Raw genomic sequence first — 25,644 nt, forward strand, 5'->3', positions numbered from 1 at the left:
TCCCGAGACCTCGCACCGCCAAGACGGATGGCCACCGCCTACTACTCCCACCCCGCCTGCCGCACCCATGACATGGGCGATGGCCACCCCGAGTGCCCGCAGCGGCTCGACGCCATTGCCGACCACCTGATCGCCACCGGCCTGGACATCGCGCTCGAGCAGCGCGAGGCGCCGCCGGTCGACGAGGGCACCTTGGCGCTGGCCCATGAGTCGCTGTACGTCGCCAACCTGCGCGGCTTCATGGAGCAGGTGGAGGCCACCGGCCAGCGCCGCGCGCTGGACCCCGACACCGTCGCCGGCCCCGGCACCTGGGCTGCGGCGCTGCATGCGGCCGGGGCCGCGGTGGCGGCGACCGATGCGGTGCTCGATGGCGAGATCGAGAACGCCTTCTGCGCGGTGCGCCCGCCGGGCCACCATGCCACCCGGCGCCAGGCCATGGGTTTCTGCTTCTTCAACAACGTCGCCGTCGCGGCACGCCATGCACTCGACCGGCGCGGGCTGGAGCGTGTGGCGATCATCGATTTCGATGTCCACCACGGCAACGGCACCGAGGACATCATCGCCAACGACGATCGCGTGCTGATGTGCAGCTTCTTCCAGCATCCGCTGTACCCGAACTCCGGGGCCCAGCCGCTGGGCGACAACATGGTGAACCTGCCGGTGCCGGCCTATACCAAGGGATCCGAGATCCGCGAACTGATCGACCGGCACTGGTTGCCGCGGCTCGAGGCCTTCCGGCCGCAGATGCTGTTCATTTCGGCGGGTTTCGACGCTCACCGGGAGGACGATCTCGGTCAACTCGGGTTGGTGGAGAGCGACTACGCCTGGATCACGCGGCGCCTCAAGGGTGTGGCCGAACGCCATGCCGACGGTCGCATCGTCTCGTGTCTGGAGGGGGGCTACGCACTGAGTGCGCTGGCGCGCAGCGTGGCCAGCCACGTGCGAGTGCTGGCCGGACTGACCGATTGACGGCGCTCGCACGCCGCATTCCGCACCGAACCCGAAGGACCCGATGGCCCGACCGATGACCCCCGACGAGCTGAGTGCGCTGGGCAGCGCGCTGCTCACCACCAATGCCGCGCTGGAGCTCGCCGTGCTCGGTGGCTGCCTGCTGCTGGCGTGGGCGCTGGCTCGCACGCTGCGCGGTCGGCGCGAGGATCCCCATTCGGTGCTGTTCGGTCGCCGACTGGTCGACGGCGCGCTGTTTCCGTTGCTCTCGCTGGGACTCGTGCTGGCCGCGCAGCACCTGCTGCTGGCGGTGCTGCATCTGCCGCCGGCGGTACTGCGCATCGCGGTCGCGCTGCTGCTGTCGCTGGCGCTGATCCGCGTGTTCGTGCGGGTGCTGCGAGCGGCGTTCCCGGCGTCGGCCTTCGTGCGCATCGTCGAGCGCTGGCTGTCGTGGGCAGTGTGGATCGGCATGATCCTTTGGTTCACCGGCGTGCTGCCGATGCTGATGGAAGAGCTGGAAGGCATCAGCTGGAAGGTCGGCAGCGATCGCATCTCGCTGCGGGCCCTGCTCGAGGGCGCGTTCAACGCGGTGATCGTGCTGATGCTCGCGTTGTGGCTCAGCGCGGCGATCGAGGCGCGGCTCCTGAAGGGGAGATTGACCGACCTGTCGCTGCGCAAGATCGCGGCGAACGCCACCCGCGCGCTGCTGCTGTTCGTCGGCCTGCTGATAGCCCTGTCGGCGGCCGGCATCGACCTCACCGCGCTCAGCGTCTTCGGGGGGGCGATCGGGGTCGGGCTCGGCTTCGGCCTGCAGAAGCTCGCGTCCAACTATGTCAGCGGCTTCGTGGTGCTGGCCGAGCGCTCGCTGCGGATCGGTGACCTGGTCAAGGTCGACAACTTCGAGGGCCGCATCACCGACATCAACACGCGCGCGACGATCATCCGCGCCGCCAACGGCCGCGAGTCCATCGTGCCGAACGAGCTGCTGATCACGCAGCGCGTCGAGAACGCTTCGCTGACTGAGACCTGTGTCATGGCCTCGACGGTGGTTCAGGTCGCCTACGGCACCGACGTCCTGAAGCTGCGCCCCAAGCTGCTCGCGGCACTCGGAAGCATCGAGCGCGTGATGAAGGACGACAGTCACTCGGCGGCGGTCCACCTGACCAACTTTGCGGCCGACGGTCTGGAGCTGACCATCTGGTACTGGGTGCCGGATCCGCTGAACGGCCAGTCCAACCTGCGCTCCGAAGTGAATCTGGCCATCCTGGCCGTGCTCGACGCCGAGGGCATCGAGATCCCGTTCCCGCAGCGTGTGCTGCGGCGCGTGCCGCCCGCCCACAAGCCGCCATCGGCGGCCTCGCAACCGCCCTGATCGTCAGGCCGACGCGCTCTGCGACCAGTTCGGGAAGCGCACCCGGCACTCGATGCCGGCCGGCAGCAGTTCGCGCCACTCGACCTCTCCGCCGAGCTGCTTGACTCGCTTGCGGATGCCGCCGAGGCCCAGGCCATGCGCCCACGCCTGCGGATTGCGGCCGTGGCCGTCGTCGTGCACACGCAGCTCGAGCCGATCGTCGGCCAGTTGCAGCGAGATCGCCACCCGCGTGGCCCGGGCGTGTGCGATGGTGTTGCTGACCAGCTCGCGCAGCACGCGCGTCAGGGCCGACCACTGCACCACCGTGAGTTCCGCGTCGCGATCGAACTGCGTGTGCCAGTCCAGCACGACGTTGGCGATCTGCAGCCGTTGCTGCACATCGGCCTTCCATTCGGCCGCGGCATGGGACAGGCGGTGGCTGCTGACCGCGAGGCCGCGCGTGAGCGTCTTCAGATCCTGCAGCGTGTGGCGGATGTAGTCCTCCTGCTCCGGGCTCTGGGCCTGGTACATCAGCGTCAGCAGCCGCGCGCCGATGTCGTCGTGCAGGTCCTGCGCCAGGCGGCTGCGCTCCTCGCTGCGACCCCGCTCGACGGCCTGGTCGAAGGCGACCGCGCGCTTGAGCTGCTCGACGATGCGGTCCGCCAGACGCGCGTCCTCGCGCGTGAACAGGCGCCGGCCGCGCTGCGAGTAGCGCAGCACCAGCGTCTCGTCGGCGCGACCGCTGATGCGGCTGAGGTCGGGCACCGGCACGGTCAGCGCCGAGCCGTCACCGCTGGCACGTGCATGCTGGGTGGATTTCGGCGCAACCGCGGCCTCCAGCGGTTCGAACAGCTCGCGCAGCAGGCTCAGCAACGAGGTCGACGCGCGTTCGGGGTGGGCCTCCACCTCGCGTGCCATGCGGTATAGGCGCTCGAACAGGCGTTCCATCGTGACCATGCCGGTGCCGCGCAGGTGGTTCAACAGCCACTGCCGCACGCTGACGTACAGGCCGATCGACAGGAACACCGACAGCGTGATCGACGTGAACTGACCGAAGGAGAAGGCCGTGACGAACAACAGGTCGAGCGAGGTGGCGACGGTGCTGACGCCGGCCAGCAGCGAGAACTCGCGCAGCATCTGCTGCGACTTGGCGAGAAACGGCACCAGCAGCATTAGCGAGGCGAGGAAGACCACCCAGATCATCGAACCGACGGTGGCGATCCCCTGTTGCGCGCCCGGGGTCTGGCCGACGGCGGCGATCGCGGCGGTCAGCAGGATCCAGGTGCCGGCGGTCACGATGCCGAATCGGCGTTGCACCAGGGCATAGGGGTGCGGCTCGATGCGGTAGGACCAGCTCAGCAGGCCGATTGCCGAGAGACCGAGCGCGGCACCGATGCCCTGGGTCCACCACCAGGCCTGCGGCAATGCGGACCGAACATCGAGCGCCAGCAGGCCGCCGACCAGGCCCCACACCAGCAACGCGATCGCCGGGCCACCGGGCAACCGCCTCGGGTGCAGGCAGGCAGCGTGGACGATGGCCGCAGCGGTGACCAGATCGAAGGCCATGCGGGCATGCACTTCCAATCCCGCGTAGCCCCGAGGCAGCGTCAGCTCCGACACCCCCGCCGCAGCGATGAACAGCAGATTGCCGCACTGGCTGAGCGCCATCAGCGCAAACAGGGCGTTGGCGAGCATCGGTCGCACCAGCACCACCACCATCGCGATCAGGTAGAGCACCAACGCCAGGCCGGCGAGCAGCCAGTACATCAGCCCCAGCCGGAAACTGCCGCGAGGCTGGAGCTGCAGCTCGGCCGTGCCGCCTTCGGCGAAGTAGAAACGCACATGGCCCTGGGACAGCGCCCGCTCGAGCTGGTCGTGCAGTTCGTGGTGGCGGGCCCGCTCGGCATCGCCAGGCAGCCAGCGCGGCGAACGCTGCAGGGCCAGCGCGTCGAGCACGGCGACCTGGCTGTCGCCGCCGATGATGCCGAGCAGCGCGTGGCCGACGAAAGGCTGCAGCGCCGGCTCGTTGCTGGCCGCCAGCAGCAGCTGGCCGTGCTCGTTGCCGCGCCAGCTGGCGTCCAGGCGTGGTTGCTGCGCGAGTTCGCGCGTCAGCAGGAACAGCGCCAGGCAGCCCAGCAGCGCCAGCACGACCAGTGCCCGCAGCCGCCAGCCGAGCCAGCGCGAGCTGCGCAGCCGCGACGGCAGCCATTGCTCGAGGACCGTGGTGTCGATGCCGGAGTCGTTGTCGTCGAGCCGCGACGTGGGCGGGCCGGAAGTGTGCGCGTCGCGCCGCGACGGCCTAGTGGGATGGCGCTCGGCCGGCGCGTTCATCGACAGGCCGCGTTGTCAGCGCACCGAACGCGGGCTCACACGAGACCTTGCTTGCTGGCCAGCACGGCGGCCTCGGCGCGGCTGGAGACATTGAGCTTGCGGTAGATGGCCTTGATGTGGTCGTTGACGGTAAACCACTTGATGCCCATCAGACCGGCGATCTCCTTGATCGTGAAACCTTTGCTGAGGTAGGTCAGCACCTCGGTCTCGCGCGGCGTCAGGCGCTCGTGGTCCGGCTCCGCGTAGACCGCGGGGGCAGCCGGGCGGGCGGGCTGGAAGTCGCCCGGCGCGTGGGCGCTGTCGAGCGCCATCGAGCCCGAATCGCCGAGACGGAAGTGCGACAGCAGACGCCGCGCGATCGCCGGCGACAGCGGCGGCTGGCCCCGAACGATCTTCTGCAGCTCCTCGACCAGCACCTCGAAGCGGTCTTCCTTCAGCAGGTAGCCGTCGGCGCCGCACTGCAGCGCGGGGAAGAGATGGTCGTCGTCCGAGTACAGCGTGGTGACGATCTTCGTCGCACCGTGTCCGGCCAGTTCGGTGAGCAACTCGAGGCCATTGCCGTCGGGAAGCTCCAGGTCGACGAGCACCAGCTTGAACGGCTCGCTGCCCGCCGGCAACGGCGGGGCACCGCCGATGCCGAGCTGGCGGCGGGCGGATTCGAGGTCCCCGGCCTCGGCCATGCCCGTCACGTCGGAAAAGCTCTCGCGCACGACGCGCGCCAGGAAGTGGCGTGCGACGGGGTTGTCTTCGACGATCAGTACCTTGACGGCCATCGGATTCTCCAGAAAGGGGGACGAACGTCGTGGACCCGGCGCGGCGTCATCGCGGCGGATCCGCGTCGGCCTGGACAGCGCGCGACAGGCGCACATAGCGCTCGCGCAGGTCGGAGAGCCGTTCGTTCTTGGCGGACTCGCTCATCCTGGCGTCGAGCAGCACTTCGGAGCGCTGCTTGAAGTCGTCGACGTCGAGCACGAACTTGAGCTGCTGGTTGCTGGAACGCTTGAAACCGGCGAGGTCGAACATGCGCTTGAGCATCAGCTTCTCGTCATCGGTCCGACCCACACCGAAGATGTATTCCGCGATGCGCTTGCGCACCGACAGGGGCAGGTCGCGACGCCACAGCAGTGGATCCTTCGGGATCATCGCCGACTCCCACAGGATCCGCAGCTGCATCGCCTGAGCGGGCGACTGCTCGCGCAGGCGATGCAACTCCTCGGTGTTGTACGTGCCGGCATGGACCTGGCCGCCGAGCACGGCCGCGAGCGTCTGTGCATGGGTGCCGCGGCGCAGTGCCTGGAAGTGTTCTTCCGGCTTGATCCCGCGCGGCACGAACAGCGCGTACTCCAGCATCACGGCACCGGAGGTCGAGCTGGGCTCGCCCATCGCGAAACGCCAGGTGCGTGGGCGGTTGAGCAGAGGGTCGATCGACAGCAGTGCGCTGTCGCGACGCGTGACGATGATCGAGCGATAGCCGAGCGAGCCCGCGGAATCGACCAGCTGAGCGAACACTTCCACGTTGGTGCGCTCGATGCAATCGAGCGCGGCCTTGTTAGAGACCCAGGCCAGCTGCACCAGGTTGCGAACCACCGCGTCGACGGCTTCTTCGTAGGTGGCGTGGTAGACGCCGTGCACGTCGAGTCCGGTGCCGCGGCGCATGGCGGCGAAGAAGGGTTCCCAGGCTGCGCGGGTCTCGGCGACGGTGGTGGTGGTGATCACGCCGAAGGCCAGCGACGGAGCGTCGGCCGCAGCCACCCGGCCAGCCAGGCCGACGAGGACGAGCATGAGCAGCTTCAGCAGCAAACGGCGCACAGAGGGCTCGCGTTGAATGGGCACGCGAATTTAGCACCGGGGCCGGGCGGACCCGACCCATCAAGAGGGCCCCCCGACGGGGGGCCGCAGCGCCGAAGGCCCTGCGGTAAGAGTCGCTTCAGTCGACGCTGAGCACGATCTTGCCGCGCACCTGCCGTGACGCCATCAGCTCGAAGGCGCGTGGCAGGTCGCGCAGCGCGTAGCGGTGCTCGATCACCGGCTTGATGCGGCCCTGGGCGTACCAGCTCGCCAATTCGTTCAGGGCCCGCGCGTTCTGCTGCGGCTCTCGCTTGGCGAACTCGCCCCAGAACACGCCGACCAGCGAGGCGCCCTTGAGCAGGGCCAGGTTCAGCGGCAGCGCCGGGATGGCGCCGGCGGCGAAGCCGATCACGAGGTAGCGGCCGCGCCAGGCGATCGAGCGGAACACCGGCTCGGCCATCGCGCCGCCGACGGGGTCGTAGACCACATCCGGCCCCTTGCCCTCGGTGGCGGCCTTGATCTGCTCGCGCAGGTCGGCGCTCGTGTAGTTGATCGACGCGTCGGCCCCGAGCGTGCGGCACAGCGCGCACTTCTCGTCGCTCGAGGCGGCGGCGATCACGCGCGCACCCACCGCCTTGGCGATCTGGATCGCGGCGGTGCCGACGCCGCCCGCCGCACCCAGTACCAGCACGGTCTCGCCGGCCTTCAACTGTGCGCGGTCCACCAGCGCGTGATGGCTGGTGCCGTAGGTGCACAGGAAGGCGGCAGCGTCGTCGAACGCGAAGCCCGACGGCAGCGGCATCACCTGCCGGGCGTCGACGCACACATGGCTGCCGAACCCGCCGATGCCGCCGAACGAGGCGACGGCCATGCCGACGTGCAACTGCGTCACGCCGGGACCGACTGCCTCGATCACGCCGGAGAACTCTGCTCCCGGCACGAAGGGCAGCGGGGGCTTCAGCTGGTACTTGTTCTGCACGATCAGCAGGTCGGGGAAGTTCAGGCTGGCGCAGCGCACCGCCACGCGCACTTCGCCGGCCTGCGGTTCGGGCGTGGGCAATTCGGTCCACTTCAGCGCCTCGGGGCCGATCGGGTTGTCGCAGAGCCAGGCGTGCATGTCGTCTCCTTGCTGCCGCAGTCAGCCGCGGCGACCGATGATAGGTAGAGGGCCGCGGGAACTCCGTCGCCGAGGCGACGTGGGGGCTCCCTACAATGAGTCGGATGCGCATCCTTGTTGCCAACGACGATGGTTATCTCGCCCCTGGACTGGCGGCGCTGGTCGAAGCGTGTCGCGGATTGGGCGAACTCGACGTGGTCGCGCCCGAGCAGAACTCGAGCGGCACCTCCAACGCGTTGACGCTGCAGCGTCCGCTATCGGTCTGGACCGCGGCCAATGGCTATCGCTACCTGAACGGCACGCCGTCGGACTGCGTGCACGTGGCGCTGACCGGGCTGCTGCCGCGGCGGCCCGACCTGGTGGTCTCGGGCATCAACAACGGCGCGAACATGGGCGACGACACGCTCTATTCCGGTACGGTGGCCGCGGCGATGGAAGGCTATCTGTTCGGCATCCCGTCGATCGCCTTCTCGCTGAGCGAGAAGGGGTGGACGCACCTCGACACGGCCGCGCGCGTGGCACGCCGTCTCATCGAGCAGGTGATCGCGCTGCCTCCGGTGCCCGGTGCCTGGCTGCTCAACGTGAACATTCCCGACCGGCCCTACGAGGACTTGCGCGGTCTGCGCACCACCCGGCTCGGTCGCCGCCACGCCAGCGAACCGGTGATCCGCCAGAGCAATCCCCGCGGCGAGCCGATCTACTGGATCGGTGCAGCCGGTGACGCTCGCGAGGCCGGTGCCGGCACCGATTTCCATGCCGTGGCTCAGGGCCACGTGTCGGTCACGCCGCTGCAGGTGGACCTGACCGATCACACCCGCCTGCCGGCTTGGGGCTCGTGGCTGGAACGAGCTGGCGAGGGCGGGCGATGAGCGCCGGCCAGCGACCGGCCCCGAAGTTCCCGCTGCGGCTCGACCAGGTCAAGCCGGCAGGTCGCTCAGGCGCCGCACCCTTGCTGCGGCCCCAGCGGCCATTGCACCAGGCAGCCACGGAGCGCGGCCGCGGCACCACGCCGGCCGGTCTGGGACTCGATTCGCACCTGGTGCGCGAGCGCATGCTGGCGCGCCTTCAGGCCGAAGGTGTGCGCGACGCGCGCGTGCTCGCGGCGATGCGGGCCGTGCCGCGGCACAGCTTTGTCGATACTGCGCTGGCCAACCAGGCCTACGAGGACACCAGTCTGCCGATCGGACTCGGGCAGACGATCTCCAAGCCCTCGGTGGTGGCGCGAATGATCGAGTTGATGCTCGCCCTGCAGCCGGCCGGCGCGCGACCGAGGCTGCTCGAGATCGGCAGCGGCTGCGGCTACCAGGCGGCCGTGCTGGCGCAGTTGGCGCGCCAGGTGGTGTCGATCGAGCGGCTGCGACCGCTGTATGACAAGGCGCGGGAGAACCTCGCGCCATTGAACTTCGGGAACCTGCGGCTGGTCTATGGTGACGGCCGTATCGGCCATGCACCGAACGCGCCCTACGACGGCATCATCGCGGCGGCGGGCGGTGAAGACATCCCGCAGCCCTGGATCGACCAACTTGGCCCGGGAGGACGGCTCGTCGCGCCGATGCTCGACGCGCGCAGTGGAGGGCAGGTGCTGGTGGTGATCGACCGTCATGCCGATGGCAACCTGGTGCGCTCGCTGCATGAGGCTGTCAGATTCGTCCCCCTAAAATCCGGCACCGACTGAACGAATGCGACGCAACCTCATGTTTTTCCTGTCCCCGGTCGCATGCTGTCGCGCGGTCTGACGACCGCGCTGCTGGTGTTCCTGCTCGCGGCCTGCGTGCAGGCGCCACGGCGTGCACCCCCTGTCGAGGATCGCAGCACGCGCAGCCCGGCCGCAGCAGTGGCCGTTCCGGCGGGCGCGGCCGTGGCCTCGGCCGCCAGCGCGCCCGACGCCGGCAAGCCGCTGCCTGGCGCAGAGAACGCCGGCAAGCCGGGCTACTACACCGTCAAGCCGGGCGACACGATGATCCGCATCGGTCTCGAGACCGGCCAGAACTGGAAGGACATCGCTCGCTGGAACGGCATGGAGAACGTGAACGCCATCGAGGTCGGTCAGGTGCTGCGCGTGCTGCCGCCGACGGTCGACCCGACGGTGGTCGCGGCCAAGCCGGTGGCCAGCACGAAGGTCGAGGCGCGGCCGCTCGAGACCAAGCCGGGCGCCGCTGCAGCGGCGGCACCGGGAGGCAGCGCGTCGGGCAGTACCGTGGCAGCGGCCCCGCAGGCACCGGTCATCACCCAGACTCCCGCGGCCTCGTCGAACCGGGACGACGACGAACTGAACTGGGCCTGGCCCGCTTCGGGTGCCGTGCTGGCAAACTACGACGAGGCGCGCAACAAGGGGCTCGCGATCGGCGGCAAGGCCGGCGATCCGGTGACCGCGGCAGCGGACGGGCGCGTCGTGTATGCCGGGTCGGGGCTGCGCGGTTACGGCAATCTCGTGATCGTGAAGCACAACACCACCTACCTGACCGCCTACGCGCACAACCAGACGCTGCTGGTCAAGGAAGACCAGCCGGTCAAGCGGGGCCAGAAGATCGCCGAGATGGGCTCGACCGACGCCGAGCGGGTACAACTGCATTTCGAGATCCGCAAGCTGGGCAAGCCGGTCGATCCGGTCAAGCTCCTGCCACCACGCTAGCGACGCGCCCGACCATCATGAACCACAGGAAGCACTCTCCGCCCGGCAACGGACACGCGCTTCCTGATGCGAGGGCCCTGCCGCACGGGGCCTGGCCGGTCGAGCCGACGCATGGTGGTGGAGATCCGCCGAATGGTGCGGACGACCTGCCGGAGCCGGTGCAGGAGCACCTGCCGATCGCTGCCGGCGAAGGCGAGGTCGGCAACACGCTGCAGACCTATCTGCGCGAGATCCGGCGAGCGCCCCTGTTCACGCCCGACGAGGAATTCGCGATGGCCACGCGCGCCCGGGCCGGCGACTTCGCGGCGCGGCAGCAGATGATCGAGCGCAATCTGCGGCTCGTGGTCAGCATCGCCAAGAGCTACCTCAGCCGCGGCCTGCCGATGACCGACCTGATCGAGGAAGGCAACCTCGGCCTGATGCACGCGATCGGCAAGTTCGAGCCTGAACGCGGCTTTCGCTTCTCGACCTACGCCTCGTGGTGGATCCGCCAGAGCATCGAGCGCGCGATCATGCACCAGGCCCGCCTGGTGCGGCTGCCGGTGCATGTGGTGCGTGAACTCAACCAGGTGCTCAAGGCGCGCCGTGCGCTGGAGGGCGAAGCCGCAGCGAGCGCCGACGGGCGGACCGTCCGCGTCGACGAGATCGCTGCAGCGTTGGGGCGCCCGGTGACCGAGGTGTCCGAACTGCTGCGATTTGCCGAGCAGCCCACGTCGCTCGATGCGCCGCTCGAGCGCCAGGCAGGCAATGGGGCCGAGACGCTGGGCGACATGGTGGCCGACGAGCAGGCCACGGACCCGCTGGGCCACACGCTGAACCATGAACTCGACGTGCTGCTGGAGCATGGTTTGGGCGAACTGAGCGAACGCGAGCGCGAGGTGCTGGCTGGGCGCTATGGATTGCACGACAGGGAACCCGAGACGCTGGAGGTGCTCGCCGAGCGGCTGGGCCTGACGCGCGAGCGTATCCGCCAGATCCAGCAGGAGGCGCTGCTCAAGCTCAAGCGCCGGATGGCACGCAACGGCGTCAACCGCGACTCGATCTTCTGAGTGGGAGGGTTGCCGGCAGCGCCGGCCATGGCCCCGGATAATCTGTGGCATGACAGCAGGCGATGAATGGCTGACGGTCGAGTCGCTCGACCTCGAGGCACAAGGCGTGGCGCACAACGCCGAAGGCAAGGTGGTGTTTGTCGAGGGCGCCTTGCCGGGTGAGCAGGTTCTGGTGGCCGTGGGACGGCGCAAGAACAACTGGGAGCAGGGCACGATGACGGCGCTGCGCCGCGAGAGCTCGCAACGCGTCACGCCGCGTTGCGAGTACTTCGGACTCTGCGGCGGCTGCAAGATGCAGCATTTCCATGTCGGTGCTCAGGTCGCGGTGAAGCAGCGGGTGCTGGAGGACAACCTCTGGCATCTGGGCAAGGTGAAGGCCGGCCAGATGCTACGGCCCATCGAGGGGCCGACCTGGGGCTATCGCTACCGGGCGCGCCTGTCTGTGCGGCATGTCGTCAAGAAGGGCAAGGTCCTGATCGGCTTCCACGAGCGCAAGTCGAGCTACGTGGCGGACATGAGCCGCTGCGAGATCCTGCCGCCGCACCTGAGTGCGATGCTGCTGCCACTGCGCGCCCTGATTGCCGCCATGGACGGCCGCGACCGGCTGCCGCAGATCGAGGTGGCGATCGGCGAGGCGCCCGACGGGCTCGTGACGGCGCTGGTGCTGCGCCACCTCGAGCCCCTGAGCGCGGACGACCTGCAGAGGTTGCGGGCTTTTGGCGCCGAGCACGGCGTGCAGTGGTGGCTGCAGCCCAAGGGGCCCGACACCGTGCAGCGGCTCGACGACGGCGGGCCTCAGCTCGCCTACACGTTGCCGGAATACGGCGTCGTCATGCCCTTCAAGCCGACCGATTTCACCCAGGTCAACCACGCCATCAACCGCGCGCTGGTGGTGCGGGCGCTGCGGCTGCTGGACGTGCAGGGCGACGAGCGTGTGATCGACTGGTTCTGCGGGCTCGGCAATTTCACGCTGCCGCTGGCCACGCAGGCGCGAGAGGTGCTCGGGATCGAGGGCAGCGAAGCATTGGTGGCGCGCTCACGCGACAACGCGGCGCTCAACGGCCTGTCGCACAAGACGCGCTTCGACGCGCGCAACCTGTTCGAACTGCTGCCGGCGGATCTGGTGGCCTACGGCAGCGCGACAAAGTGGCTGGTCGACCCGCCGCGCGAGGGCGCATTCGCCCTGGCCAAGGCCGTGGCCGATGCGGTGCAGGACCCGGGGCAGGCGCCCGGCTGGGTGCCACCGGCGCGCATCGTGTACGTGAGCTGCAATCCGGCCACGCTGGCGCGCGACGCCGGCCTGCTGGTGCACCAGGCCGGCTACCGCTGCGTGCAGGCCGGCGCAGTGAACATGTTCCCGCACACCGCGCATGTGGAAAGCATTGCGGTCTTCGACCGCAATGCTTCGGCTTAGGCGCATGTCGCAGAGCGACGTGATGCCGTAGCCAAAGCATCTGCGTTGAGCCAGGTACAAAGAAAAAGGCCCCGCGGAGCGGGGCCTTGTCGATCCGGCGAGGCGACTTACTCGCGTTCGCCGCCGAAGATGCCCAGCAGGCTCAGCAGGCTCTGGAACACGTTGTAGACGTCAAGGTAGATGGCCAGCGTCGCGGTCACATAGTTCGTTTCGCCGCCATCGATCACGCGCTTGATGTCGTACAGCATGAACGCCGAGAAGATCACGATGGCGAGCACCGAGACCGTCAGGAACAGCGCCGGCATCTGCAGCCAGATGTTGGCGACGCTGGCCACGATCAGGCCGATCACACCCACCATCAGCCACTTGCCCAGCCCGGACAGGTCTCGCTTGATGGTGGTCGCCAGCGTGGCCATGCCGAAGAACACCAGCGCGGTGCCGCCGAAGGCCATGCCGATCAGGGTGGCGCCGTTGCTGTAGTTGCCCAGCACGCCACCGATCAGGCGCGACAGCATCAGGCCCATGAAGAAGGTGAAGCCCAGCAACAGCGCTACGCCGATGCCGGAGTTCTTGAACTTCTCGATCGCGAAGAAGAAGCCGAACGCGATGCCCATGAACAGCAGGAAGCCGATGAAGGGGCTGCCGGCGAAGAAGCTGAAGCCGGTCGCGACCCCCACCCAGGCACCCAGCACGGTCGGCACCAGCGACAGCGCCAGCAGCCAGTACGTGTTGCGCAGGACGCGATTGCGCTCGCCGCCGACGGCGGCCGAGCCGGGGTAGGCGGTTTGCAGGGTGTCGTTCATTCGATAACCTCCGTAGGGAAGAATAGGCTTGCTTGGAGCTGACGTCCGGATTCTAGTTCCGTTGTGCGAGTGATGCGCAGGCTGCCCCGGTTCCAATGGCGGGCTGATGCGGAATTGGCCGCAGTCTCTTTGCCACGGGGCCCGGGTCGCCTTAGAGTCGGGTTAACCCATAGTCGGAGGATTCCATGCAGACCAAGCCCGTGCTGTCCCTCGAGGATGTCAAGCGCATCGCGGCCGCAGCCGAAGCCGAGGCACTGGCGCACCAGTGGCCGGTGACGATCGCGATCGTCGACGATGGGGGGCATCTGCTGTGGCTGCAGCGTCTGGACGGCGCGGCGCCGGTCTCGGCGCATATCGCGCCGGCGAAGGCCCATACCGCCGCGCTGGGCCGGCGAGAAAGCCGGGTGTACGAAGAGGTCATCAACCAGGGGCGCACGTCGTTCCTGAGCGCACCGACCATCGCGGGCATGCTGGAGGGGGGCGTTCCCATCCTGCTGCAGGGTCAGTGCGTCGGCGCGGTGGGCGTCAGCGGCGTGAAGTCGAACGAGGACGCACAGGTGGCCAAGGCGGGGATCGCCGCGCTGGGCTGACCGGCAGGCCAGACGAGGACGGGGCGTTCCCGACTGCGGGGTCACTTGGTGAGGATGAGCTTGCCGAGCCGCGTGCTGCGCAGTTGGTAGAGCGCTCCGTTGTGCTCGATGTGCACAACATTGCGGCCCTGGAGCAGCGCCGCGCTATGAACCTGGGGCGCGGGCGGGGCGGTCGCCGCAGTACAGGGCACCGCGGGTCCAAGGCCGCCGGAACGCAGGAAGGCAGGTCGAGAGTCGGGTTGGCGATGTTCATCAGGCATCCCTCAACGTGGTGAACGCAGCGCCCACCAGGCGCCCAGGACAACGACGGACAGGCTGGCCAGCCACCACATGTTCAGGCGAGTGCCGCAGCCGGTTGAGCCACGCGCAGGCGGCCCACCAAGCCGCAAGCGGGTTGCTGGCGGGCCTCGTCGAACACGGAGCGGGCGCAGTCACCGCAGCGGCCGCAACCGGTGGCGACACCGGTGTTCAACTGCAATTCATCGAAGCTGTCGCAGGCCGTTGCATGGCGCTCGATCTCGCGATGAGAGATGCGGTGGCAGACACAGACGATCATGGTGCGGCAGTCCGGGTTCAGAGTGCCTTCACTATAAATAGGAATGATTCGTAATACAAGCCCCTGTTGACCCAGGGGCTTGTGCTGACCGTGCCGTCGCTCAGGAGCCGATCTCGCCCATCTGCGACTGCAGGTAGTTCTGCGGACCGACCTGGTCGACCAGGCCGAGCTGCGTCTCAAGGAAATCGATGTGCTCCTCGGTGTCGTCGAGGATGCCCTGCAGCAGGTCGCGCGAGACGTAGTCGCGCACCGTCTCGCAGTGCGCGATGCCATCCTTGATCGTGAGTTGCGCGGTCTGCTCCAGTTGCAGGTCGCTGCGCATCGCCTCGACGACATCCTCGCCGATCAGCAGCTTGCCCAGGTCCTGCAGGTTCGGCAGGCCGTCGAGCATCAGGATGCGGTCCATCAGGCGGTCCGCGTGCTTCATCTCGCCGATCGACTCTTCGTATTCCTTCTTCGCGAGCTTGTCGAAACCCCAGTGCTTCATCAAGCGGTAGTGCATGAAGTACTGGTTGATCGCGGTCAGCTCGTTCTTGAGCTGCGCGTTCAGGTATTCGATGACTTTGGCGTCGCCTTTCATGGCCCTCTCCGTGGTGTGATTCGCTGCATTATCGAAGCGCAGAGGCGGCTTTCCAGCGCTCCGCCTGCCAAGGCCCCGCCGATTCGCTCTTGACGCGCATGCGACTGACTCGCAGTCCCGGAGCGGGCGCGAAGCCAGCTACAATTCAAAGGTTTACCCGCACCCACCTGCCGCCCACCGAAACTTCCGCTGTTTCCCGCCGGACTCAGGCCCGAAGAGCCGAGCTGGGCGCGCGCAAATGACGGAGTTCCCGTGCTGCCAGATCTGCCCCTCGCTCTACTTGCTCTCGCAGACGGCACGGTCTTTCAAGGTACCTCGATCGGCGCGGCCGGTCGCACGGTCGGCGAGGTGGTGTTCAACACCGCGCTCACCGGCTACCAGGAAATCCTCACCGACCCGAGCTACTGCCGGCAGATCGTCACGCTGACGTATCCGCACATCGGCAACACCGGCGTCAACGAGGAGGATGTCGAAGCCTCGAAAGTCCATGCCGCCGGCCTGATCATCAAGGACCTGCCGGTCCTCGACTCGAATTTCCGCAAGACCCGCACGCTGTCGCAGTATCTGCGCGACGAAGGAACGGTGGCGATCGCCGACATCGACACCCGCAAGCTCACCCGCATCCTGCGCACCGGCGGGGCCCAGAACGGCTGCATCGTGGCGCTGCCGCGCGGGGAGACCTTCACCGAGGCGCTGGTCGCCGACGCGGTGGCCCGGGCGCGCAGTGCGCAGAGCATGGCAGGCCTGGATCTCGCCAAGGTCGTGAGCACTGCGATGCCCTACGGTTGGACCGAGACCGAGTGGTCGCTGGGCACCGGCTACGGCACCCAGGCGGCGCCGAAGTTCCACGTCGTCGCCTATGACTTCGGCGTCAAGCGCAACATCCTGCGCATGCTGGCCAGCCGCGGCTGCCAGGTCACGGTGGTGCCGGCCAAGACGCCGGCCGCGGAGGCGCTGCTGCTGAAGCCGGACGGCATCTTCCTCAGCAACGGCCCGGGCGACCCCGAGCCCTGCGACTACGCGATCGAGGCAACGCGCACGCTGATCGACACCGGCCTGCCGGTGTTCGGCATCTGTCTGGGTCACCAGATCATGGCGCTGGCTTCGGGGGCGAAGACCTTCAAGATGAAGTTCGGGCACCACGGCGCCAACCACCCGGTAAAGGACCTGGACGACGGCCGCGTCAGCATCACGAGCCAGAACCACGGTTTCGCGGTCGACGAGAAGTCCCTGCCGGCCACCCTGCGCCCCACGCACGTGAGCCTGTTCGACGGCACGCTGCAGGGGCTGGCGCGCACCGACAAGCCCGCCTTCTGCTTCCAGGGCCACCCGGAAGCGTCTCCCGGGCCGCACGACATCGGCTACCTGTTCGACCGCTTCATTGCGCTGATGGAAAAGAACTGACATGCCCAAGCGCACCGACCTTCAAAGCATCCTCATCATCGGCGCCGGCCCGATCATCATCGGTCAGGCCTGCGAGTTCGACTACTCCGGCGCTCAGGCCTGCAAGGCGCTGCGCGAGGAGGGCTATCGCGTCATCCTCGTCAACAGCAATCCGGCGACGATCATGACCGACCCGGAGATGGCCGATGCCACCTACATCGAGCCGATCACGTGGTCGGTGGTCGAAAAGATCATCGCCAAGGAGCGCCAGGCGCATCCCGACGAGAAGATGGCGATCCTGCCCACGATGGGCGGCCAGACCGCGTTGAACTGCGCCCTCGACCTGCACAAGCACGGTGTGCTGTCCAAGTACGGCGTCGAGATGATCGGCGCCAACGAGCACGCGATCGAGAAGGCCGAGGACCGCCTGAAGTTCAAGGACGCGATGACCGGCATCGGCCTGCATTCGGCCAAGAGCGGCATCGCGCACTCGATGGAGGAGGCGCTGGCCGTCCAGCGTCGGATCACGAGCGACATCGGCGGCACCGGTTTCCCGATGGTGATCCGCCCGAGCTTCACGCTCGGCGGCACTGGCGGCGGCATCGCCTACAACCCCGAGGAGTTCGAGGAGATCTGCAAGCGCGGCCTCGACCTCTCGCCGACCAAGGAACTGCTCATCGAGGAGAGCCTGATCGGCTGGAAGGAGTACGAGATGGAGGTGGTCCGCGACAAGGCGGACAACTGCATCATCGTCTGCTCGATCGAGAACCTCGATCCGATGGGCATCCACACCGGCGACTCGATCACCGTGGCGCCGGCCCAGACGCTGACCGACAAGGAATACCAGCTGCTGCGCAACGCCAGCATCGCGATCCTGCGCGAGATCGGCGTCGACACCGGCGGCTCCAACGTGCAGTTCTCGATCAACCCGGACAACGGCCGCATGGTCGTGATCGAGATGAACCCGCGCGTGTCGCGGTCGTCGGCCCTGGCTTCAAAGGCCACCGGATTCCCGATCGCGAAGGTGGCCGCCAAGCTGGCGGTCGGCTACACGCTCGACGAACTGCGCAATGACATCACCGGCGGCGCGACGCCGGCGAGCTTCGAGCCCAGCATCGACTACGTCGTCACCAAGATCCCGCGCTTCGCGTTCGAGAAGTTCCCGGCCGCCGACTCCCGCCTGACCACGCAGATGAAGTCGGTGGGCGAGGTGATGGCGATGGGCCGCAGCTTCCAGGAGAGTTTCCAGAAGGCGCTGCGCGGTCTCGAGACCGGCATCGACGGCCTGTCCGAGCGCAGCACCGACCGCGAGGAGATCGTCCAGGAGATCGGCGAGGCGGGTCCGGAGCGCATCCTCTATGTCGCCGACGCTTCCGCATCGGCCTGAGCCGCGACGAGATCTTCGAGGAAACCGCGATCGACCATGGTTCCTGGCACAGATCGAGCAGCTCGTGCAGGCGGAGCTGGCGCTGAAGGGCCGCACGCTGGCCAGCCTGTCGACGGACGAGCTGCGCTTCCTCAAGCGCAAGGGCTTCTCCGACAAGCGCCTGGCCAAGCTGCTCGGCACCCACCAGCATGAGGTGCGCGCCGCGCGCCACGCACAGGGCGTGCGGCCGGTCTACAAGCGCGTCGACACCTGTGCGGCCGAGTTCGCCACGCAGACCGCCTACATGTACTCGACGTACGACGACGAGTGCGAGGCGCAGCCGACCGACCGCAAGAAGATCATGGTGCTCGGCGGCGGCCCGAACCGCATCGGCCAGGGCATCGAGTTCGACTACTGCTGCGTGCACGCCGCGCTGGCGATGCGCGAGGACGGCTACGAGACCATCATGGTCAACTGCAACCCCGAGACCGTGTCGACCGACTACGACACCTCGGACCGGCTTTACTTCGAGCCGGTGACGCTGGAAGACGTGCTGGAGATCGTCGACAAGGAAAAGCCGGTCGGCGTGATCGTGCAGTACGGAGGCCAGACGCCGTTGAAGCTGGCGCTCGACCTGGAGCGCGCCGGCGTGCCGATCGTCGGCACCTCGCCGGACAGCATCGACATCGCGGAAGATCGCGAGCGCTTCCAGCAATTGCTGCACAAGCTCGGTCTGAAGCAGCCTCCGAACCGCACCGCGCGCACCGAGGAGGCCGCGCTGCAGCTGGCGCAGGAGATCGGCTACCCCCTGGTGGTGCGCCCGAGCTACGTGCTGGGCGGCCGTGCGATGGAGATCGTGCATGGCGACAAGGACCTCGAGCGCTACATGCGCGAGGCGGTCCGCGTGTCCGAGAAGTCGCCGGTGCTGCTCGACCGCTTCCTCGATGACGCGGTGGAGGTCGATGTCGACTGCATCTCCGACGGCCACGACGTGATGATCGGCGCGATCATGGAGCACATCGAGCAGGCCGGCGTGCACTCCGGCGACTCGGCGTGCTCGCTGCCGCCGTATGCGCTGAGCCCGGCGCTGCAGGATGAACTGCGGCGCCAGACCGCGGCGATGGCGAAGGCGCTGCAGGTCGTGGGCCTGATGAACGTGCAGTTCGCGATCCAGGGCGAGGGCGATGAGGCGGTCGTCTACGTGCTCGAGGTCAACCCGCGCGCGTCGCGCACCGTACCCTTCGTCTCCAAGGCCACCGGCCAGCCGCTGGCCAAGATCGCGGCGCGCTGCATGGTCGGCCAGAAGCTGGCCGCGCAGAAGGCCCTGAGGGGCGAGGCGCCGCGCGAGATCGTGCCCTCGTACTACAGCGTCAAGGAAGCGGTGTTCCCGTTCAACAAGTTCCCCGGCGTCGATCCCATCCTCGGCCCCGAGATGCGCTCGACCGGCGAGGTGATGGGGGCGGGCCGCAGCTTCGGCGAGGCCATGCTCAAGAGCCAGCTCGGCGCCGGCTCGCGCCTGCCGTCCAGGGGCACGGTCGTCATCACGGTGAAGAACGCCGACAAGGATCGCGCGGTCAAGATCGCCGGCGATCTGGTCGATCTCGGCTTCAACGTCGTCGCCACCAGGGGCACGGCAGCGGCCATCTCGGCGGCCGGCGTGCCGGTGAAGGTGGTCAACAAGGTCAAGGACGGTCGGCCGCACATCGCCGACATGATCAAGGCCGGCGAGATCCAGCTGGTATTCACGACCGTCGACGAGACCCGTACCGCGATCGCGGATTCGCGCTACATCCGCACCGCGGCGATCGCCAACCGCGTCAGTTACTACACGACCATGGCCGGCTGCGAGGCCGCGGTCGAGGCACTGAAGCATCAGGACGATCTGACCGTGCTTTCCCTGCAGGAACTGCACGCGGAACTCCACTAAACTGCGCGCTTCACACGGCCGCCCCGGAGCCCCGGGGCGGCTGAGTTTTTTGCACGCACCGATTCGACGAGAAGAGATCATGGCCACCATCCCGCTGACCAAACGCGGCGCCGAGAAATTGAAGGAAGAGCTCCACCGCCTGAAGTCGGTGGAGCGGCATGCCGTGATCCAGGCGATCGCAGAGGCGCGTGCGCAGGGTGATCTGTCGGAGAACGCCGAGTACGAGCCGCCAAGGACAAGCAGGGCTTCATCGAGGGACGCATCCTCGAGATCGAAAGCAAGATGGCGGCGGCACAGATCATCGATCCTGCGATGCTGGACGCTGGCGGGCGGGTGGTGTTCGGCGCGACGGTCGAGCTGGAGGAGGAGAGCTCGGGCGACAGCGTCACGTACCAGATCGTCGGTGACGACGAGGCCGACCTGAAGCAGGGGCTGATCTCGGTCAGCTCGCCGATCGCGCGCGCGATGATCGGCAAGGAAGCCGGCGACGTGGCGGAGTTCCAGGCGCCCGGCGGCACGCGCCGCTACGAGATCGTCGAGGTCCGCTACCTGTGAGCGGCGCCAGCCTGGTGGCCGTGCCTGAACGGCTGCGGCGCCTGATCCCCGGCCTGTGGTTCGGCGTGTTGCTGGCCATTGCCCTCATCGCCGCCCCCAGCCTGTTCAGCTTGCTGGACCGGCCGTCGGCCGGGCGGGTGGCGGCGCGGCTGTTCGCGCTCGAGGCCCAGCTCAGCTTGGCGCTGTGCGTGCTGCTCGGGCTGCTGGAGCGCCTGCGGGCCGGCCGCCGCGCGAAGGCCGGGCAGGGCTCGCCGGTCAGCGCCGAACTGCTGCTGCTGCTGGGTGTGCTGTTCTGCACCGTGCTCGGCCACTACGCGCTGCAGCCGATGATGGAGGCCGCACGCGCCGGGGAGGGGCGCTGGTCGTTCGGCGCGCTGCACGGCGTGTCGACGACCCTCTACGCCGTGAAGAGCCTGTTGGTCGCTACATTGGCTTGGCGGGCGGCACGGGGCTGACGTCCCGGTTCGGTGCTTCCGCAGCGTGCGGAGGCCGATTGTTTGCCGCCCCGAGGAGAGTCGCTTCATGACGTCCATGCCGCCGCCGCTGAAACGGACGCTGACGAGCATCTTCCTCGCCGGCTTGCTGGCTGCGCTGCCATTGGCTGCCACGCTTCTGGTCATCGTGTGGGTGCTGCGCCTGCTGTTCGCCTATGTCGGGCCGGGCAGCTTCATCGGTCAGCGACTGGTGGCGCTGGGCCTGGGCGGCGGCAGCTCCGAGGTGCTGGGCTACCTGATCGGCGTTGCCTGGTGCTGGCGGCGATCTTCGCGCTCGGTGTCGTGGTCCAGACGCGCCTGCGCGGCTGGCTGGCACGCAGCGTCGACGCGCTGATCCAGCGCATTCCGGTCGTGCGCAGCATTTACGGCATCACCCAGCGCTTCGTCGAACTGCTGTCGCCGCGCGGGGCCGACGGCGGCGGGCTTCAGTCGATGCGGCCGGTCTGGTGCCACTTCGGCGGACCGGGCGGCGTGGCGGTGCTGGGCCTGCTGTCGGCCGCCGAGACCATCGACCTGGGCGGTGCGCGTTACCACGCAGTGCTGGTGCCGACCGCCCCGGTGCCGGTCGGCGGCGGGTTGCTCTACGTGCCGCAGGCGTGGATCACGCCGGCCGAGATCGGCATCGACGCGCTGACGAGCATCTACGTTTCCATGGGCGTCACCTCGGCCCAGTACCTGCCGCAGACGCCGGCAGACGGCCGATGACTCAGTCGCCCAGTTTCTTCTTGCTTGGCAGCCGCTCCTTGGCCCGCTTGACGATGCCGCCGGAGGTGATGCGCTGGTTGCCCAGCACGGTGAGCTTCTTCACCTGGGCACGGTGGTTGCCGCTCTTGGAGAACTTCAGGATCTTCACCACCCGCGGGCCGGCCTGGCGGTGTTCGTCCGGCGTCTTTTCCTTCGGCTCGACCGGGCGCCACAGCACCAGCAGCTTGCCGATGTGCTGGACGGGCGCCGCGCCGAGCTGTTCGCACAGCGTGGCGAAGATCGCTTCGCGGGTCTCGCGTTCGTCGGAGAACACGCGTACCTTGATCAGGCCATGGGCCTTCAGCGCGGCGTCTGCCTCCTTGGTGACGGCGGGAGTCAGGCCCTCGCCGCCGATCATCACGACCGGATCGAGGTGGTGCGCATCGGCACGGTGGGCCTTGCGCTCGGCAGGCGTGAGTTGAATGGCAGGCATCCCCGTATTATCGACGCGACATGAAAGTCAAAACCAAGAGCAAGAAGGTCAACAAGGCGTGGCTCAACGATCACATCAACGATCCCTACGTCAAGCTGGCCCAGAAGGAGGGCTACCGGGCCCGTGCCGCCTACAAGCTCAAGGAGATCGATGAGGCGCTGGGGCTGATCAAGCCGGGCCAGGTCGTCGTCGACCTCGGCGCGGCACCCGGCGCCTGGAGCCAGTACCTGCGCCGCAGGTTCGCACCCAAGGAGGCCGGCGCCGGCGGCGCCGCGGCCGGTGCACTGAACGGCCGCATCATTGCACTCGACCTCCTGGATTTCGAGCCGATCGAGGGCGTGCAGTTCATCCAGGGCGATTTCCACGATGAGGCGGTGCTTGCGGAATTGAGCGCCGCGATCGGCGGGCGCGGCGTCGACGTGGTCGTGTCGGACATGGCGCCGAACCTCTCTGGCATCGCCTCCTCAGATTCCGCGCGCATCGCGCTGCTGGTGGAGCTGGCGGTCGAATTCGCCGAAACCCACCTCCATCCGCACGGCGCGCTGGTCTGCAAGGTGTTCCACGGCAGCGGCCACAGCCAGCTGGTCGAGCTGTTCAAGAAGCGTTTCCGGGTCGTGAAACCGATCAAGCCCAAGGCATCTCGTGACAAGTCGTCGGAAACCTTTCTGGTCGGCATCGGTCTCAAATCGAGGTGAAACCGGCGGAAATTCCCGCGAATCCAGGCCTTGACCTATCGCAGCCGATGACAAAGCCGATCGGCGTCCCGGGGTTGACTGGACTAAACTCGGCCCCATATCCCGCGAGAGTGAGACATATCCCGTGCAGCAAGTGAGTGACGCCCATTTCGGGCAGGATTCGGTGAAGGAGCCGCGGTGAACAATCAATGGTTCTCGAAGGTCGCTGTCTGGCTGGTGATCGCCCTGGTGCTGTTCACCGTGTTCAAGCAGTTCGACCGCACGGCGGCCGCGGGCGGGCAGATCGGCTATTCCGACTTCCTCGAAGAGGTGCGCAGCAAGCGCATCTCGACCGTTACCCTGCAGGAGAGCGGCAACGGTGCGACGGAGATCCGGGCGGCCACCACCGATGGCAAGACGCTGCGCACCACCGCCACTTACCTTGATCGGGGGCTGGTCGGAGACCTGATCAACAACGGCGTGAAGTTCGACGTCAAGCCGCGGGAGGAGCCGTCGATCTTGATGAGCATCCTGCTCAGCTGGGGTCCGATGTTGCTGCTGATCGGCGTGTGGATCTATTTCATGCGACAGATGCAGGGCGGCGGCAAGGGCGGCGCCTTCAGTTTCGGCAAGTCCAAGGCGAGGATGCTGGACGAAGCCAACAACTCCACCACGTTTGCCGACGTTGCCGGTTGTGACGAAGCGAAAGAGGAAGTCAAGGAGTTGGTCGACTTCCTGAAGGACCCGCAGAAGTTCCAGAAGCTCGGTGGGCGCATCCCGCGCGGCGTGTTGCTGGTCGGCCCGCCAGGCACCGGCAAGACCCTGCTCGCCAAGGCGATCGCCGGCGAGGCGAAGGTGCCGTTCTTCTCGATCTCGGGTTCCGACTTCGTCGAGATGTTCGTCGGTGTCGGCGCGGCGCGTGTGCGCGACATGTTCGAGCAGGCCAAGAAGAGCGCGCCCTGCATCATCTTCGTCGATGAAATCGACGCGGTCGGGCGCCACCGCGGCGCTGGCCTGGGCGGCGGCAACGACGAACGCGAGCAAACGCTGAATCAGATGTTGGTCGAGATGGACGGCTTCGAGACCAACCTCGGCGTCATCGTGATGGCGGCCACCAACCGGCCCGACATCCTGGATCCGGCTCTGCTGCGTCCGGGCCGTTTCGACCGCCAGGTCTACGTGACGCTGCCCGACGTGCGGGGCCGCGAGCAGATCCTGAACGTGCACATGCGCAAGGTGCCGATCGGCCAGGACATCCGCGCCGACATCCTGGCGCGCGGCACGCCGGGCTTCTCGGGTGCCGACCTGGCCAACCTAGTCAACGAGGCGGCCCTGTTCGCCGCGCGGCGCAGCGCCCGCGTGGTCGAGATGGCCGACTTCGAGAAGGCCAAGGACAAGATCATGATGGGCCCCGAGCGCAAGTCCATGGTCATGCCAGAGGAGGAGCGCCGCAACACCGCCTACCACGAGGCTGGCCACGCACTGGTGGCGCGTCTGATGCCCAAGACCGACCCGGTGCACAAGGTCACCGTGATCCCGCGTGGCCGCGCGCTGGGCGTGACCATGCAGTTGCCGGAGACCGACCGCTACAGCATGGACAAGGAGCGCATGCTGAGTACGATCTCGGTGCTGTTCGGCGGACGAATCGCCGAAGAGGTGTTCATGAACCAGATGACCACCGGCGCCAGCAACGACTTCGAGCGCGCGACCCAGATCGCCCGCGACATGGTGATGCGCTATGGCATGACCGACGAACTGGGCCCGATGGTCTACTCCGAGAACGAAGGCGAGGTCTTCCTCGGCCGCTCGGTCACGAAGACGACCAACATGTCCGAAGAGACGATGCGCAAGGTCGACTCGGTGATCCGCCGCATCATCGACGAGCAGTACACCACCGCCCGCAAGCTCATCGAGGACAACCAGGACAAGATGCACGCGATGGCGAAGGCGCTGCTGGAATGGGAAACCATCGACGCGGAGCAGATCGACGACATCATGGGCGGCAAGCCGCCGCGGCCGCCGAAGGACTGGACGCCCAGTAGCGCGGCCGGCGTCAACGGCGGCAGCGGCAACGGCGGCACGCCGGCCGTCAGCACCGACGGTGCTCCGGCCGCGGTCTGACGTTCCGCTCGTTTGTCGATCGCGCAACGGGGCTTCGGCCCCGTTTGCTTTGAGCGGATCTCTTTTCCCCACTGACCCCACGATGTTCTGGCAGACCACGCGATTCCGCATCGATCTCGTCGCCCCGCGCGTCATGGGCATCGTCAACGTCACGCCGGACTCCTTCTCCGATGGCGGGCTGCATGGGGGCGCCGCCGGGGCGCTGGCCCACTGCGAGCAGTTGCTGAAGGACGGCGCCGACATCCTCGACATTGGTGGCGAATCGACCCGCCCGGGCGCGGAGCCGGTGCCGCTGCAGGACGAACTGGCACGCGTGCTGCCGGTGCTGCGCGGCGCGATGGCGCTCGGCGTACCTGTGTCGCTCGACAGCTACAAGCCCGAGGTGATGCGCGCCGCGCTCGACCTCGGTGTGGACATCGTCAACGACATCAAGGCGCTGCGCGAACCCGGGGCTCTGGACGTGGTGACCGCGCATGCGAACTGCGGCGTCTGCCTGATGCACATGCGCGGCGACCAGCCGAAGACCATGCAGGACGGCGATCCGCAGTACGACGACGTGGTGACCGAGGTGCGCTCCTTCCTGCGGGCGCGCGTTGAAGCGCTGCGAGCGCGGGGCGTCGACGACGCCCGGATCACGCTCGACCCGGGCATCGGCTTCGGCAAGCGCACCGAGCACAACGTGGCGCTGCTGGTCCGTCAGCAAGAGCTGCTGGGCCTGGGGCTGCCGCTGCTGGCGGGCTGGTCGCGCAAGGGCGTGCTGGGCCGGCTGACCGGCCGCGAGCTCGGCG

General features: G+C 67.8%; 24 protein-coding genes and 2 pseudogenes. 17 read left to right on the forward strand and 9 right to left on the reverse strand.

Going from position 1 to position 25,644, the window contains the following annotated elements; all coding sequences use genetic code 11:
- Window positions 1–27: 27 nt before the first annotated feature.
- Together x551_RS03310 and x551_RS03315 are read left to right on the forward strand one after the other, a co-directional pair.
- A complete protein-coding gene (locus x551_RS03310) occupies window positions 28–969 on the forward strand; it encodes a histone deacetylase family protein (RefSeq protein WP_011828845.1) in 942 nt (313 codons plus the stop codon).
- Window positions 970–1,012: 43 nt separating this feature from the next.
- Complete coding sequence (locus tag x551_RS03315) at window positions 1,013–2,320, forward strand: mechanosensitive ion channel domain-containing protein (protein WP_036247530.1); 1,308 nt, start codon at window positions 1,013–1,015, stop codon at window positions 2,318–2,320.
- Between the two features lie 3 nt (window positions 2,321–2,323).
- Here the strand turns inward: x551_RS03315 and x551_RS03320 are convergent, their stop codons facing one another.
- The 4 genes from x551_RS03320 to x551_RS03335 form a co-directional block, all read right to left on the reverse strand.
- Window positions 2,324–4,630 (reverse strand): ATP-binding protein, encoded by a 2,307-nt coding sequence (locus tag x551_RS03320; protein WP_051495531.1) that lies wholly within the window; start codon window positions 4,628–4,630, stop codon window positions 2,324–2,326.
- A gap of 35 nt (window positions 4,631–4,665) precedes the next feature.
- Window positions 4,666–5,403 carry a response regulator transcription factor gene (locus x551_RS03325; RefSeq protein WP_011828848.1) on the reverse strand — a complete coding sequence of 246 codons (738 nt, stop codon included), beginning with the start codon at window positions 5,401–5,403 and terminating at the stop codon, window positions 4,666–4,668.
- 46 nt (window positions 5,404–5,449) lie between these two features.
- On the reverse strand, window positions 5,450–6,412 hold the full coding sequence (phnD, locus tag x551_RS03330) for a phosphate/phosphite/phosphonate ABC transporter substrate-binding protein (protein WP_152543388.1): 963 nt from the start codon (window positions 6,410–6,412) through the stop codon (window positions 5,450–5,452).
- Window positions 6,413–6,557: 145 nt separating this feature from the next.
- On the reverse strand, window positions 6,558–7,535 hold the full coding sequence (locus x551_RS03335; RefSeq protein ID WP_036229696.1) for an NADPH:quinone oxidoreductase family protein: 978 nt from the start codon (window positions 7,533–7,535) through the stop codon (window positions 6,558–6,560).
- A gap of 104 nt (window positions 7,536–7,639) precedes the next feature.
- On the opposite strand from x551_RS03335, the gene surE reads away from it, so the two are divergent.
- From surE to rlmD, 5 genes are read left to right on the forward strand one after another with little or no spacing between them, the layout of a single operon-like run.
- On the forward strand, window positions 7,640–8,404 hold the full coding sequence (surE, locus tag x551_RS03340; protein WP_036229698.1) for a 5'/3'-nucleotidase SurE: 765 nt from the start codon (window positions 7,640–7,642) through the stop codon (window positions 8,402–8,404).
- Entirely contained in the window at window positions 8,401–9,210 is an 810-nt protein-coding gene (locus x551_RS03345; RefSeq protein WP_011828852.1) for a protein-L-isoaspartate(D-aspartate) O-methyltransferase, read from the forward strand. Before surE ends, x551_RS03345 begins: the two co-directional genes overlap by 4 nt.
- A 42-nt stretch (window positions 9,211–9,252) precedes the next feature.
- Window positions 9,253–10,167, forward strand: coding sequence for a peptidoglycan DD-metalloendopeptidase family protein (locus x551_RS03350; protein ID WP_036229701.1), 915 nt, complete (start codon window positions 9,253–9,255; stop codon window positions 10,165–10,167).
- Window positions 10,168–10,184: 17 nt separating this feature from the next.
- Window positions 10,185–11,216 carry an RNA polymerase sigma factor RpoS gene (rpoS, locus tag x551_RS03355; RefSeq protein ID WP_011828854.1) on the forward strand — a complete coding sequence of 344 codons (1,032 nt, stop codon included), beginning with the start codon at window positions 10,185–10,187 and terminating at the stop codon, window positions 11,214–11,216.
- A gap of 49 nt (window positions 11,217–11,265) precedes the next feature.
- Window positions 11,266–12,630, forward strand: coding sequence for a 23S rRNA (uracil(1939)-C(5))-methyltransferase RlmD (gene rlmD / locus x551_RS03360; RefSeq protein ID WP_036229704.1), 1,365 nt, complete (start codon window positions 11,266–11,268; stop codon window positions 12,628–12,630).
- Between the two features lie 107 nt (window positions 12,631–12,737).
- Here rlmD and x551_RS03365 read toward each other — a convergent pair whose 3' ends face one another.
- Window positions 12,738–13,433 carry a Bax inhibitor-1/YccA family protein gene (locus x551_RS03365; RefSeq protein WP_011828856.1) on the reverse strand — a complete coding sequence of 232 codons (696 nt, stop codon included), beginning with the start codon at window positions 13,431–13,433 and terminating at the stop codon, window positions 12,738–12,740.
- A 185-nt stretch (window positions 13,434–13,618) separates the two neighbouring features.
- Between x551_RS03365 and x551_RS03370 the strand changes: the two genes are divergently transcribed.
- The gene (locus x551_RS03370) at window positions 13,619–14,023 is read left to right on the forward strand and encodes a heme-binding protein (RefSeq protein WP_036229706.1); all 405 of its coding nucleotides are present in this window, start codon (window positions 13,619–13,621) and stop codon (window positions 14,021–14,023) included.
- A gap of 41 nt (window positions 14,024–14,064) precedes the next feature.
- Here the strand turns inward: x551_RS03370 and x551_RS24020 are convergent, their stop codons facing one another.
- The 3 genes from x551_RS24020 to bfr form a co-directional block, all read right to left on the reverse strand.
- On the reverse strand, window positions 14,065–14,283 hold the full coding sequence (locus tag x551_RS24020) for a hemin uptake protein HemP (RefSeq protein ID WP_081771197.1): 219 nt from the start codon (window positions 14,281–14,283) through the stop codon (window positions 14,065–14,067).
- 74 nt (window positions 14,284–14,357) lie between these two features.
- Complete coding sequence (locus tag x551_RS23240) at window positions 14,358–14,579, reverse strand: (2Fe-2S)-binding protein (RefSeq protein WP_011828858.1); 222 nt, start codon at window positions 14,577–14,579, stop codon at window positions 14,358–14,360.
- A gap of 100 nt (window positions 14,580–14,679) precedes the next feature.
- Window positions 14,680–15,159, reverse strand: coding sequence for a bacterioferritin (gene bfr, locus x551_RS03380; RefSeq protein WP_011828859.1), 480 nt, complete (start codon window positions 15,157–15,159; stop codon window positions 14,680–14,682).
- 252 nt (window positions 15,160–15,411) lie between these two features.
- Between bfr and carA the strand changes: the two genes are divergently transcribed.
- The 6 genes and pseudogenes from carA (at window position 15,412) to x551_RS24025 (ending at window position 21,589) form a co-directional block, all read left to right on the forward strand.
- Window positions 15,412–16,563: a glutamine-hydrolyzing carbamoyl-phosphate synthase small subunit gene (carA, locus tag x551_RS03385; protein ID WP_011828860.1), complete on the forward strand. Its 1,152-nt coding sequence runs from the start codon at window positions 15,412–15,414 to the stop codon at window positions 16,561–16,563.
- A 1-nt stretch (window position 16,564) separates the two neighbouring features.
- A pseudogene (carB, locus tag x551_RS03390) lies at window positions 16,565–19,835 on the forward strand (carbamoyl-phosphate synthase large subunit).
- A gap of 79 nt (window positions 19,836–19,914) precedes the next feature.
- A pseudogene (greA, locus tag x551_RS03395) lies at window positions 19,915–20,390 on the forward strand (transcription elongation factor GreA).
- Window positions 20,387–20,845, forward strand: a complete 459-nt coding sequence (locus tag x551_RS03400) for a DUF4149 domain-containing protein (RefSeq protein WP_011828863.1) — start codon at window positions 20,387–20,389, stop codon at window positions 20,843–20,845. Before greA ends, x551_RS03400 begins: the two are co-directional and overlap by 4 nt.
- Before the next feature lie 67 nt (window positions 20,846–20,912).
- Complete coding sequence (locus x551_RS26385) at window positions 20,913–21,218, forward strand: hypothetical protein (RefSeq protein ID WP_051495532.1); 306 nt, start codon at window positions 20,913–20,915, stop codon at window positions 21,216–21,218.
- Window positions 21,137–21,589, forward strand: a complete 453-nt coding sequence (locus tag x551_RS24025) for a DUF502 domain-containing protein (protein ID WP_197028720.1) — start codon at window positions 21,137–21,139, stop codon at window positions 21,587–21,589. Before x551_RS26385 ends, x551_RS24025 begins: the two co-directional genes overlap by 82 nt.
- Before the next feature lies 1 nt (window position 21,590).
- Here x551_RS24025 and x551_RS03410 read toward each other — a convergent pair whose 3' ends face one another.
- Complete coding sequence (locus x551_RS03410; RefSeq protein WP_036229709.1) at window positions 21,591–22,061, reverse strand: YhbY family RNA-binding protein; 471 nt, start codon at window positions 22,059–22,061, stop codon at window positions 21,591–21,593.
- Window positions 22,062–22,081: 20 nt separating this feature from the next.
- Between x551_RS03410 and x551_RS03415 the strand changes: the two genes are divergently transcribed.
- From x551_RS03415 to folP, 3 genes are all read left to right on the forward strand, one after another.
- Window positions 22,082–22,756 (forward strand): RlmE family RNA methyltransferase, encoded by a 675-nt coding sequence (locus x551_RS03415; protein WP_036247533.1) that lies wholly within the window; start codon window positions 22,082–22,084, stop codon window positions 22,754–22,756.
- Between the two features lie 177 nt (window positions 22,757–22,933).
- Window positions 22,934–24,856: an ATP-dependent zinc metalloprotease FtsH gene (gene ftsH, locus x551_RS03420; protein ID WP_011828867.1), complete on the forward strand. Its 1,923-nt coding sequence runs from the start codon at window positions 22,934–22,936 to the stop codon at window positions 24,854–24,856.
- 82 nt (window positions 24,857–24,938) lie between these two features.
- Window positions 24,939–25,644 (forward strand): dihydropteroate synthase (folP, locus tag x551_RS03425; protein ID WP_036247536.1); only part of this gene is annotated, 706 nt, incomplete at its 3' end.

The sequence above is a fragment of the Methylibium sp. T29 genome (assembly GCF_000576205.1).
Taxonomy (GTDB): Bacteria; Pseudomonadota; Gammaproteobacteria; order Burkholderiales; family Burkholderiaceae_C; genus Methylibium; species Methylibium petroleiphilum.

Coding starts and splice junctions, on each gene's coding strand:
- x551_RS03310 (WP_011828845.1), top strand. CDS start 28: ATGGCCACCGCCTACTACTCCCACCCCGCCTGCCGCACCCATGACATG.
- x551_RS03350 (WP_036229701.1), top strand. CDS start 9,253: ATGCTGTCGCGCGGTCTGACGACCGCGCTGCTGGTGTTCCTGCTCGCG.
- x551_RS03320 (WP_051495531.1), bottom strand. CDS start 4,630: ATGAACGCGCCGGCCGAGCGCCATCCCACTAGGCCGTCGCGGCGCGAC.
- rlmD (WP_036229704.1), top strand. CDS start 11,266: ATGACAGCAGGCGATGAATGGCTGACGGTCGAGTCGCTCGACCTCGAG.
- surE (WP_036229698.1), top strand. CDS start 7,640: ATGCGCATCCTTGTTGCCAACGACGATGGTTATCTCGCCCCTGGACTG.
- x551_RS24020 (WP_081771197.1), bottom strand. CDS start 14,283: ATGCCTGATGAACATCGCCAACCCGACTCTCGACCTGCCTTCCTGCGT.
- x551_RS03410 (WP_036229709.1), bottom strand. CDS start 22,061: ATGCCTGCCATTCAACTCACGCCTGCCGAGCGCAAGGCCCACCGTGCC.
- x551_RS03335 (WP_036229696.1), bottom strand. CDS start 7,535: ATGCACGCCTGGCTCTGCGACAACCCGATCGGCCCCGAGGCGCTGAAG.
- x551_RS03415 (WP_036247533.1), top strand. CDS start 22,082: ATGAAAGTCAAAACCAAGAGCAAGAAGGTCAACAAGGCGTGGCTCAAC.
- phnD (WP_152543388.1), bottom strand. CDS start 6,412: ATGCTCGTCCTCGTCGGCCTGGCTGGCCGGGTGGCTGCGGCCGACGCT.
- x551_RS03325 (WP_011828848.1), bottom strand. CDS start 5,403: ATGGCCGTCAAGGTACTGATCGTCGAAGACAACCCCGTCGCACGCCAC.
- rpoS (WP_011828854.1), top strand. CDS start 10,185: ATGAACCACAGGAAGCACTCTCCGCCCGGCAACGGACACGCGCTTCCT.
- x551_RS03365 (WP_011828856.1), bottom strand. CDS start 13,433: ATGAACGACACCCTGCAAACCGCCTACCCCGGCTCGGCCGCCGTCGGC.
- x551_RS03315 (WP_036247530.1), top strand. CDS start 1,013: ATGGCCCGACCGATGACCCCCGACGAGCTGAGTGCGCTGGGCAGCGCG.
- x551_RS03370 (WP_036229706.1), top strand. CDS start 13,619: ATGCAGACCAAGCCCGTGCTGTCCCTCGAGGATGTCAAGCGCATCGCG.
- x551_RS03345 (WP_011828852.1), top strand. CDS start 8,401: ATGAGCGCCGGCCAGCGACCGGCCCCGAAGTTCCCGCTGCGGCTCGAC.
- x551_RS26385 (WP_051495532.1), top strand. CDS start 20,913: ATGACGTCCATGCCGCCGCCGCTGAAACGGACGCTGACGAGCATCTTC.
- bfr (WP_011828859.1), bottom strand. CDS start 15,159: ATGAAAGGCGACGCCAAAGTCATCGAATACCTGAACGCGCAGCTCAAG.
- x551_RS23240 (WP_011828858.1), bottom strand. CDS start 14,579: ATGATCGTCTGTGTCTGCCACCGCATCTCTCATCGCGAGATCGAGCGC.